Annotated in this window: 9 protein-coding genes and 2 pseudogenes; 2 read left to right on the top strand and 9 right to left on the bottom strand. The window is 67.2% G+C overall.

What is annotated here, in order from left to right; translation table 11 throughout:
- Positions 1-55: 55 nt before the first annotated feature.
- From C6N31_RS26370 to C6N31_RS26330, 9 genes and pseudogenes are all read right to left on the bottom strand, one after another.
- Positions 56-1,015, bottom strand: a pseudogene (locus C6N31_RS26370) (ISAzo13 family transposase); the annotation flags it as partial.
- Positions 1,016-1,071: 56 nt separating this feature from the next.
- Positions 1,072-1,629, bottom strand: a pseudogene (locus C6N31_RS44230) (ATP-binding cassette domain-containing protein); the annotation flags it as partial.
- A gap of 1,387 nt (positions 1,630-3,016) precedes the next feature.
- The gene (locus C6N31_RS26360; protein ID WP_198358402.1) at positions 3,017-4,147 is read right to left on the bottom strand and encodes a methyltransferase domain-containing protein; all 1,131 of its coding nucleotides are present in this window, start codon (positions 4,145-4,147) and stop codon (positions 3,017-3,019) included.
- A gap of 348 nt (positions 4,148-4,495) precedes the next feature.
- Positions 4,496-4,948: a recombinase family protein gene (locus C6N31_RS26355; protein WP_198358401.1), complete on the bottom strand. Its 453-nt coding sequence runs from the start codon at positions 4,946-4,948 to the stop codon at positions 4,496-4,498.
- Between the two features lie 63 nt (positions 4,949-5,011).
- The gene (locus C6N31_RS26350) at positions 5,012-5,860 is read right to left on the bottom strand and encodes a helix-turn-helix domain-containing protein (protein ID WP_198358400.1); all 849 of its coding nucleotides are present in this window, start codon (positions 5,858-5,860) and stop codon (positions 5,012-5,014) included.
- Positions 5,861-5,887: 27 nt separating this feature from the next.
- The gene (locus C6N31_RS26345; RefSeq protein ID WP_198358399.1) at positions 5,888-6,418 is read right to left on the bottom strand and encodes a DUF6879 family protein; all 531 of its coding nucleotides are present in this window, start codon (positions 6,416-6,418) and stop codon (positions 5,888-5,890) included.
- The gene (locus tag C6N31_RS26340) at positions 6,384-6,632 is read right to left on the bottom strand and encodes a hypothetical protein (protein ID WP_164606632.1); all 249 of its coding nucleotides are present in this window, start codon (positions 6,630-6,632) and stop codon (positions 6,384-6,386) included. Before C6N31_RS26340 ends, C6N31_RS26345 begins: the two co-directional genes overlap by 35 nt.
- A gap of 323 nt (positions 6,633-6,955) precedes the next feature.
- On the bottom strand, positions 6,956-7,516 hold the full coding sequence (locus tag C6N31_RS26335; protein WP_198358398.1) for a GNAT family N-acetyltransferase: 561 nt from the start codon (positions 7,514-7,516) through the stop codon (positions 6,956-6,958).
- Positions 7,517-7,540: 24 nt separating this feature from the next.
- A complete protein-coding gene (locus C6N31_RS26330; protein ID WP_198358397.1) occupies positions 7,541-8,905 on the bottom strand; it encodes an NsdA family TPR-like regulatory protein in 1,365 nt (454 codons plus the stop codon).
- 273 nt (positions 8,906-9,178) lie between these two features.
- On the opposite strand from C6N31_RS26330, the gene C6N31_RS26325 reads away from it, so the two are divergent.
- Together C6N31_RS26325 and C6N31_RS26320 are read left to right on the top strand one after the other, a co-directional pair.
- Positions 9,179-9,613: an ATP-binding protein gene (locus C6N31_RS26325; RefSeq protein ID WP_232485669.1), complete on the top strand. Its 435-nt coding sequence runs from the start codon at positions 9,179-9,181 to the stop codon at positions 9,611-9,613.
- Positions 9,613-10,095 carry a hypothetical protein gene (locus tag C6N31_RS26320; RefSeq protein WP_198358395.1) on the top strand — a complete coding sequence of 161 codons (483 nt, stop codon included), beginning with the start codon at positions 9,613-9,615 and terminating at the stop codon, positions 10,093-10,095. The genes C6N31_RS26325 and C6N31_RS26320 overlap by 1 nt, the downstream gene beginning before the upstream one ends.

The raw sequence follows: 10,095 nt of genomic DNA, 5'->3' as shown, positions 1-10,095 counted from the left end.
CCCCGCCCCTGCAGCGTCACTGCGAACTGCTTAACGAGTTCAAGCAACGGCATTGAGTTCCGGGCGGAAAGTGGCAGACGGTAATGGCCAGGCCGGATTCCTCTGCCAGAGCTGCGAGCTCGGACTTCCAGAGTCTGTATCGCGGAGAATTAGAGCCGCCAGAGTCTGCCGTGATCAGCAGGCGCTTGGCGCTCGGATAGTCACCCTTGCCGCAGTTGTCCCACCATCGGCGAATCGAGGCGACAGCGAAGGCCGACGTGTCATGATCCACGCCGACATTGACCCAGCCCGTGTTGGCCGCGATGTCGTAGATCCCATATGGGATGGCTTGCTGAATTTCCCCGCGGAAGAACAGCGAGTGGTCCTCGACGTCGATCGGCTCACCCTTGGGCCGCCACTCACGGCCCGGGTTGTGGTACCGGCCGATCATTTCCTTCTTCTTCGTATCCACGCTGATGACCGGCTCACCGGCCGCCCGATGTTCTTTGACCTGGTCGTTGATGTAGTGGAACTGGACGTCTCGGTCGGGGTGTTGCTTTCCCTCCAGGTTTTTGGCATTGCCCTGAAGGCTGAACCCGTTCGCACGCAGAAGCTTTCCAACTGTGGTCGCGGAGACCGGATGCCCCCGCTTGCCCAGCTCGCCAGCGAGATGTCGCAGCGACTTGGTCGTCCACCTCAATGGCGACATGGGATCACCCCGCTCATCCGGCTCGACCAACGCCAGAAGGGCAGGCAGCAGTCCGGGGTCTTTCGCGGCTGCCTTCTTTCTTCCACCTCCAGGCCGCCGAATGCGACCACCCGGAAAGGGCGTCGGCTCATCTGCGAGCTCGCCAATCCCTTTTCGAATCGTCGTTTCGCTGACACCGGCCACGCGAGACACCGCGCGTATTCCGCCATGTCCAAGCTCACGGGCCTCTGCGGCCAGCAGCAGGCGCCGCTGCCGTTCGTTGAGGTGAGGAAGCAACGCCCCCAATCGCGCGGCGAGTTGGAGGCGTATCGACTGAGATATGAGCACGCAAGATCAACGATCATGGGACCTGCGAAGCAACGTGTTGTTTCCAGACGGCTTCGGGCGCTGCCCAGGCGTTGCCATTGGCCGCCGGAGATTTGGGTGCCACGTTCGAAGCCTTGGACGACCAGGCTGTCCCAGCCGTTCGGAAGGGTGCTGATCATTTCCATGGCGTCGGCTTCGCCGCATGCTTGGTCGATGAGGTCCTGGTTCAGGGGCTGGTCGGAGCGTCCGATGTGGATGTTGGTGCGGGCGGTCATGGGCCAGCGGGGGAAGTCTTGGGCCAGGACGGCGACCTGGTCGAAGACTTGGTCGCGGTCGGCGTCCCAGATGTCGATGCCGTTCCACGTCAGGGCGCCGGAGCTGGGCAGGTACAGGCCGGCGACGAGTTTGGACAAGGTGGTCTTGCCTGATCCGTTCTCCCCTACGAGGGCGACCACTTTGCCCTTCGGGATGGTCAGGCTCACGTTCTGCAGGGCCGGTGTCTGGCCGTTGGGGTAGGTGAAGGAGACGTCCCGTAGCCGGACCTCGGTCAGGGGCCCGGGTACCTCCGTGCCGCCGGTGGGGATGGCGTGCTGTTGGGCCGTGGTGCAGGCGTCTTCGAGGTCGCCCAGGTACATCGCTTCCTCGTAGAGGCGGTTCATCTGTGCGACCAGGGAGGCCAGGTTCGCGCTGGAGGTCCGCACGGCGATGACCGCGGTGCCGGCGACGGCGAGCGGCATGCCGCCGGACGCCAGCAGCCACCACAGCACCCCGTAGGCCGCCAGCGCGGCGATGCCCGAGGCGGCGGACGCGGTGGTCTCGGTACCGGCTTGGGCGCGGGCAAGGCGGCGTTGCTCCGCGGCGACGGTGGCGGACATGTCGTCGTAGGCGTTGCTGAGCATGCGGCCGGCTCCGTGCACCCGGATTTCGGCGGCGGAGTCCTGACCGATGAGGGTGCTGGTGATGACCGCGATGGCCCGCCGGTGGTCCAGCCATGCGTGCCGGGATTCGTACTGGCGCCGGGCGGAGGCCACGGCTCCCCACCCCTTGGGCACGGCGATCAGGACAAGCATGAGTACCAGCAGGGGGTGCAGTAGGGACAGGACGCTTGCTGCTGCGGCCAGGCCGATCAGGGAGTTGATGACCGCGACGGAGGAGCCGAGCATCTGGCGCACCGAGTCGGTGCCCATCCGGCCGGCATCCAGCTTGCGGTGGAAGACCTTGTCTTCCAAGGTGGCCAGCTCGACTCGGACGGCGGCCCGGTAGAAGCGGGCCGTGCACACGCGCTCGACCTTGGGCTCCAACTGGCCCGAAGCGGCGACCGAGACCGCAGACAGCAGGACCGCGAGGATCGAGACCGCGGCCATGGCGGTGAGGGCGGGCAGCATGTGGCGGATGCGATCGGGGGTCGGGCCGGCCGCGAACAGGGCGACCAGTGCCTGGTTGGTGGCCACCAGCAGAAACACCCTGGTCAGCCCTTGGCCCAGTTCCGCCGCCAGCAGCGCCAAGAGCGCCCTGCGGTCCTCCTGCCAGCTGGCGCGCGCTACGGTCCCAATCAGTTGGGGGAGCTGCCGGGCCATCGACCAGAACGATAAGCGCAGCAGTGGCTGTCCGTGCCCGACGTAGGTCTTCTCCCAGCGCAGGGCCCCGCCGAACAGCAGTTGTTCGCTGGCCGAGACGGGAAGCGGCGCGGCCGGCCGCCGTAACTTCCTCACCGGCACCGCCACCCGGCGGCGGGGGCCGAAGCAGCAGGAGTGCGGATCACGATCCTCATAGCGCTATGGGGCACGAGCAAACCTTTCAGCAGGGCGACAACACCGCCAGTGCGGCGACAAGCAGCAGCGGTTAGGAGATACCACTGATCCTGTGCGGTCATGCGATGGACGCCGGCCGCGCCAGGGGGATCCGGAGGCACAGAGAGTCAGGCTCGCCGGACCCCGCGCGGGGGAGCTGGTGCTCGGGCAGCACCACCGAAATCATCCGCTGGCGGCAATCGCTGCGCGCCGAGGACTGGTGCGGGTTCAGTTAGGCGATGATGTTGTCCGGGGTGTGGAGCCATACCGCCTGACCTGCGGGTGAGACGGTCAGGCCGAAGTGTCGAATGTCGGGTGATCCGGCGACGCGGTACCAGGTGAAGGCGGAGACAATCTCGCCCCAGAGGTCTCGGGGTCCCCGCGCTGTCACGGCCCTGTCCTCCCACCAGTTGCGGTACGTAATCGTGGCGCAGGATGTTCCCGCCACGTCCCACACGTGAAGCTCCTTCTCCTCGCCCTGGCCGCTGTGGGCGTAGTCCAGGTCTTGGGTGCGCAGCCCGATGGCGAAATCCTGCTGCCAGGGGCCCTGCATCACGTCGTATGGGTCGACGACGCTCGCCGCAGTGCGCGGCTCTCCCAGCTCGCCGATCGTTCGCGACGGCCGTTGCTGCCGGATCCACATGTAGGACGCGTTGCCGACGAAGTTTCCTTCTGCGATGCCGTCGCGGACGCGCAGCTTCAGGAGCCCGGAGTTGTTGTAGGCGGTACCGAAAGGGGTGAGGATGATCGCGTCTTGGGCACACTGCTGGACCCAGGCGCCGGGAATGCGTTGGAGGGACGCGGTGGAGATCATCCGATCGTGCGGGGCGCTGTGAGCGTCGCCCAGTTCTCCGTTGCCGCAGGTGACGTTGGGTTTGTAACCCGCGGCTTTGAGGTTGGCCTGCGCGGTCGTTGTGAGAGCAGCGTCGACTTCAACGGAGGTGACGTGAGCGCTGCCGACGCGCTCGCAGAGAAGGGCGGTGTTGTAACCGCTTCCCGTTCCCAGCTCCCAGACTTTGTGCCGCTGGTCGAGTTCGAGGTGGCCCAGCTTCTCGAAGACGATGTCCAGCGCCGAGATGGTCGATGTGAAGGAACCGGCGGCCGGCCCATCAGGTGTCACAGCACCGTCGTCCATCTGCGTGATGACCGCGCGGCGAGAGTCGTAGACCGCCCTCGCCCAACTCTCTTGGTCCTTGGTCCGGTCCACCAGCGGATGCAGGCCGTCGTCGTTGGTGTCGAGGGTCCAGATCCGGTCCGGCGTGAACTCTTTGCGGTCGACGGCATCGAACGCTTCGGCCAACCATGGTTCGCCCAGAACGCCCTTGGTTTCCAGGGCTGTCCGGCATACGCGCTTGAAGTCCACAGAGTGTCTACTTCCCGTGCTTGCCGTCGCCGGGCTTGAGTGCGTCGGTCTTGCCGTCGCTGTTCCCGGGCGGCTTCCGTGGCTCGGTCTTCGGGGTGTCCTTCTTGTGCTTGTTGTCGTCGCCCATGCCGGATGCCTCCTCGGTTAGCGGTGCTTGGCGGACTTGCGCGTGCTGGTGCCGACCGGGATCGGCGCCGGGTCGGGCCCAGGATTCGATGGCGTGCTCATACGACCCTCCTCCTTTGGGTCTCGCTCCATACCGTGACCTGTCCTTCTTCATGGGTCCTAGGGACCCGAACTGCCTGGCGGTATGGAGCGAGGAATGTGTGGTGGTGGCAAGCAGCGGCACTACAGGCCGATCGGTCGGCCGCTGCCCTGGTACGGGACTGCGGCACCCCAGGCGGCCGGATCCACCGCCGGCCAGCCGACAGCGGTCACTACCCCCCGCGCACGGCGCACGTCCGCACGGACCGCGTCGAGCTCGCTGATGAGAGGAGAGATCGCGCTGTGATCGACGACCAGCAGATGCCTGGCCCGGCCACTGCGCACGGCGTTGATCGCACCCTGGAGCCCAGCCTTCTCCTCCGGTGGAGCAGCCCCTTCGCGGTCGAGGTAGCGAGCGACGATCAGCAGGTTGTGCTCCCGCGCGTACTCCTCGATCACCAACTGCGGGGACTCCACGTCGCCGCTCGCTGTGGTGTTGACGTAGAGGACTGCTGGGAGAAGTCGCTCGTGCTCTTCGTGCGCTGGGCGACGAGGGGGCGAGGACCGATCGGAGTCGCTGAACTCAACTGCCGTCATGACAAGGACACTAGGAAACCCGGAAGGCGGCGGGCCACACTGTTACACGGAATTACACGCCAACTACCCCAGAGAGCGAATGGCTTCCGCGATCAGGGCCCGAGCCCTCGCGCCGTAGACGGCGGTCTCGGCCAGCTCGGAGAACGCCTTGATGTACAGCTGGACATCGCTCGGCGCCGATACCGTCACCGCCGCAGCCAGCAGTTCCACCGACGCCTCGTGCTCGTCGAACACCATGAAAGTCTCTAGCGGCCAGATACGGCGCGGAGCGGTGCGAGGGATGATCCCCAGTGACACCGCCGGCAGGGTCATGACCGCAAGCAGGTAGCCCAGTTGGCCGGCCATCACCTCGGCGTCGCCGAAGCCGTAGTACAACACGTCCTCCTCGACGATCATCGCAAACCGGTGGTCGCCCTCCCGGATGACGTGAGACCGCGCCATCCGGGCCTCGACAGCCTCCGCCACGTCGTTGGGGATCTGACGGAACTCGGTGATGGCCGAGAGCAGGGCTGTGGCGTAGGTATCGGTCTGGAGGAGGCCAGGGATCACGTTGGAGCAGTACACCCGGAAGTGTCGGGTGCGCTCGAAGAGCGGGACGGACGATTCCTGGAGCCTGCGGAGCCCGGTTCGCTGTTTCCTCCGCCATTGCACATACATCGATTCGACGGTGCGGTTCGCGGCGATCAGATCGGCCGCCTGGTCCTCCGCTCCACAGGCACGGCACCACGCCCGGATATCTGCGTCCGAAGGGGGCGTTCGCGCGTTTTCGATCCGCGAGGACTTGGCAACGCTCCACCCCGCCCGTGCGCCCAGATCGCGTCCGGACAGCCCAGCATCCAAACGAAGATCCCGCAGGCGTACGGCTATGACTTCCCGAGCGGCTTGGACGCTGGAGGAGGGGGACGTGGGCATGGGCCGGTTTCTCGGTGGTGCGCGCGATCAGACCTTGAAGGCTTCGTGAGGCACGGCGCGCTCCCAGACGGCACCAAACGCGGTCGAGCAGAGACGCGCGACCGCCGGCTCCTCAGTCCACTCTTCGCCCGTGTACTCGCCGTCGCCGGTGAAGTGTCCGAATCGGACGACTCGCTCGTCAAACAACCAGAAGTCGTTTCCCGGCAAGGCGATGTCCGAGGCCCGGCGCCTGGGCAGCCACCGAACCTGTTCGCCCGCTGCAACATTCATGAAGCTGCCGTCGAACTCGAACCGGATGTACTCCGTCACGGGCTCCGACACGATGCGCGCTCGGCGCACCTCAACGCCGCGGGCCACGGTTTCCGCGATCTGGGTGTGCCACGGGCGCCACCATGAAGCCCTATCGGCAGGGTCGAACCTGTGCCCCGTCCTCCACTGGGCATAGCGGCCGGTCTCGTTGTCTACCGCGTAGGCATCCCGCATCTCCAGGTGCAGTGCGGATTGGGTACAGCTCGCCAGCACTTCATCGAAGTCGAACACCGGCTTGCTCCGCCTCATCGCACGCCTTCCTGATCGCGGCCACCATCCGTAGAGGCAGCCGCACAACCGCTTCGCTCTCGGGTATCGGACCCGTCCTCAAGCACTCGATCAGAGCAGCCTCGTCCGGCTTCCAGCCCTGAAAGAGCATTTCTTCCGCGTCGAGGTCGACCCACACCGTCGGGCAGTTCTTCTCGTCGGTGTCCGGGTCCTTGGCGATGAACGTTAGTGGCATGGGTGCCTCCGCTGTCGAGGGGGTTACACCAACTTGCACGACCGTCACCCATCCGGACACGCTCGTCAAGAGGGCATCAGCGGGCCAACGATGTGTGACGCCAACACCCCTGGGGGCACCGTGCTCGCAGCCCCTCGCCCGTCAGGACGCCACACTCCCACCTTCGGACCCTCTCGCTGAGTTCGGCAGCCTCGCGCAGACGCGATGCATGGGCCGCTCACCGGGTCGCCGCCGCCGGGTCTCGCCTGGCTTCCACATCCCTCTACGTATGGCATGCGGTGCACCGTCTCGTTCAAGGACTGTGCCGCGTGACCGGGCGCGGCTTACCCAGCTGCTGGCACAGCGCTCCACTCTCCGAGCAGGGCGGAGTACGTGATGGAGTCCCGCCATACGCCCCGAACGTGGACGTGCCCGCGGATACGGCCTTCCTCGATCATTCCGGCGCGTACCAGCGCCTTCGCGGAGGGAGCGTTGTCGGGGGCTCGGGCGGCCCAGACCCGGTGCAGGCCCAGTTCCTCGAACGCGAGGGTCAGCAGGGCCTGGACGGTCTCGGTTCCGTAGCCGACGCCCCAGGCGTCCGGGCGCAGCGCGAAGCCCATGGTGGCGGCCTGCGGCTGGTGGGGGTCGGTGGCCAGACGGGCGAAGCCGATCAGCCGGCCGGTGGCACGCTCCATGACCGCGAGGGCGTACTCGCTGCGCGGGTCGTCGGCGGCCGACGCGATGGAGCGGGCGATGATCTGGGCGACCTGGTCGAGGGTGCGCGGCTCGAAGGACAGGTGCTCGGTGGCCTCGGGGTCGCCGTAGATGGCGTGGACGGCGTCCACGTCATCTACGGCCAGTTCCCGCAGGACAAGACGTGCGCTGGTGTGGGTGATCGGCTGCATGTCCGCGGACTTTACTCGCCGTTGTCAGCGGGGCAGCGCCGTCGGGGTCGAGACGAAGACCCCGATCTCGTTGCGCAGTTCCTTGGCGCCGGTGGCGGTGCGGGTCGGCCCGCGGCGCAGGGCCTCGGATACGCGCTGGATGCTCAGGAGGATCCCGGCGTTGTGCTGGGCGGGCGGGAGGTCCAGGACGGGGCGGACGGCTTCTGCCGCGCCGTCGAGGTTGTTGCCGGCGAGCCGGGCGAGCGCCAGGTTGGTCTGCGCGCCGGCTTCGTCGCCGAACGCCCACTCCTCCGGGGCGGCGTCGCTGTAGGCGCGTACCGCTTCGGCGGCGCGGTCCTCGATGCCCGGGGTGAGGTCGCCGAGGAGTACTTCGGCTTCGGCGCCGTAGTAGAGCTGGCGGGGGCGGGGGAAGGTGAGGATGCCGCCGATGTCGTCCAGGTCATCGACGGTGGTCCGGTCCCGCAGATCGGAGGCCCGCTCGTTGGCGCGGCGCACGGAGTCGGCGTCGCCCAGCAGGGCTTGGGCGCGGGCTTCGAGGGCGGCCAGCCAGATACCCACGGTGCCGGTCGAGGTGGTGGCGCTGGTGGCGCCGCTCATGGCGTAGTGCGCGGCATCGTCGGGGCGGCCGGCCCAGTACGCGATGAGGGACTGCAGGCCGCGGGTCCACGCCTGCATGGCAGGGTGCTCGGCCTGGTTGGCGCAGATGTACGCGGCGCGGGCTTGCTGCATCGCGGACTGCGGATCGCGCAGGTCGTGGCTGGCCTTGGCCAGCATCCCGGACGCCATCGAGGCGTACAGGTTCAGGTCCCGGGCCTGGCCCGGCTTCATCCGGTTGCTCTCCAGGAGCCGGAAGATCAGATCCTGGACTTCGACGAGGTCGCCGAACAGGGCGCCCAGTGGTACCCGGGGGTAGTCCGCGGCGATGCGTCGGACCTCGGTGCTGATGTGGTCCATCGTCTCGGGACCGATCGAATTGGACTCCGCCGCCACTGCGAATCGCAGGGCTCGATTTGCCGCCATAGCCGCCAGCCTTCCCATCTCTGTTACGTCCGCGCCGGATTCGGCACGGTGGTCGTGACTGGTGAACGGCACGGTGAGCCGATGCGCCCCGGGGGCCGCGACGGGCAGCGCGACCTGGGGGGCCGCTGCCAGCAGCTGGTCGATCGGATGCCCGAACAGGTGCTCCAGTACGCGCCGGGCATCGGGGTAGGGCATCGCCGCCCCCGCGTACCACCGCTCGTACGTGCGTTCCGACATGGTCAGCGCCGCCAGGTGCGGGTTCCGCTCGATCTCCGCGCGCTGCTTCGCCGCGTTCTCGAACTGGATCTTGAACGTGGCGTACGAACCCCAGTGCCGCTCGTCGATGATCGCTCGCAGCAGCGTGCGCATGGGCTCGCCCCTCTCCCGTGGGTCCAGCACGACACTTCCGACGGTAAATCGGCCAGGGCCCCCTGTGGGGCGCACTGGGCCGCTCTGCCCGCAGTTGGCGGTCCGATGGCGGTCCGATGGCGTCCAACCGCCATCTCTGCCGCGTCAGTTGGCGGTCGGTTGACGGTAGAGATGCCGACTCCCGGTCGCCACGCTCAATGCATTCATTGCCGAAAGTGCCGACTTGAACACTCCGAGTTCAAACGGGCAGCAGATGACGTGAGGGGCCCTGTTATGGCGATCACCGCATCAGGCGAGGACATCCTCGCGGAGCTGGCCGGACTCTCTCCCCGTCTCTTCGAGGTGGCGTTCACCCCGGCCAAGGCCCGGGTCGCCCACATGCGCCGGATCACGGCGACGCACCTTCGGTACTGGCGTGTGCACGGCGACGTGGTCGACAACATCGTGGTCACCGTCTCGGAGCTGGTCACCAACGCGCTTCGCTACGCACCCGGCGACGTCGTGCTGACAGTTCGCTTCGCGGGTGGTGAGCTGCGGATCGAAGTCTTCGACGGCAACCCCGTCCCTGCGAGGCCCCGCGAGCCCGCAGAAGACGACGAATCGGGCCGCGGCCTGCTCCTCGTCACGCTACTCGCCGGCGCCTGGGGCGTGAGCGACGACGGCAAGGGGACCTGGGCCACGTTCCGCATCCCCGCACGGAGGTCGTGATGGTCGCCGTAGACGTCGCCACCGCGGCCGAGCTGCTGAGCCGACCGCTCTCCCCCAGGGTCGAGGCGGCGCGCAGGATCATCCATGGTCTCTCCCGCTCGCTGGCGGCCGAGGGGATCAGTGATGACCTGATCGACACCCTCGAAGAAGGGCTGGGCGTACGGTTCGGCCCCGCTGTCCCCGGACGCATCCTCGATCGCTGGTTAGGACGGCTCGGTCTCCCCTTGCCTCGACTACCACCTCCCAAAGCTCTGCCGCTGAGCGATGAGGACACGGCGCGGATCGCCGACTGCTTCCGCCGAGCCACCCGCCAGCTCCTGCAGACCGCCCCGCACCGCGCCGCCATGTATCCCACGCACGAGCTGCACCTCCTGATCGTCCTGCGCGACGAACAGCCCAGTCCTGACGAAGCACCGTCGTACGTGCGCCGGTACGCCCTCGCGATCCTGGCCGTTCTCGACCTCATGGGGGACGACTCATGA

It is taken from the genome of Streptomyces fildesensis (assembly GCF_016107395.1).
In the GTDB taxonomy this organism is placed as follows: domain Bacteria; phylum Actinomycetota; class Actinomycetes; order Streptomycetales; family Streptomycetaceae; genus Actinacidiphila; species Actinacidiphila fildesensis.
The sequence above is the reverse complement of the archived record's forward strand: the minus strand, read 5'-3'. Positions and strand labels throughout refer to the sequence as shown.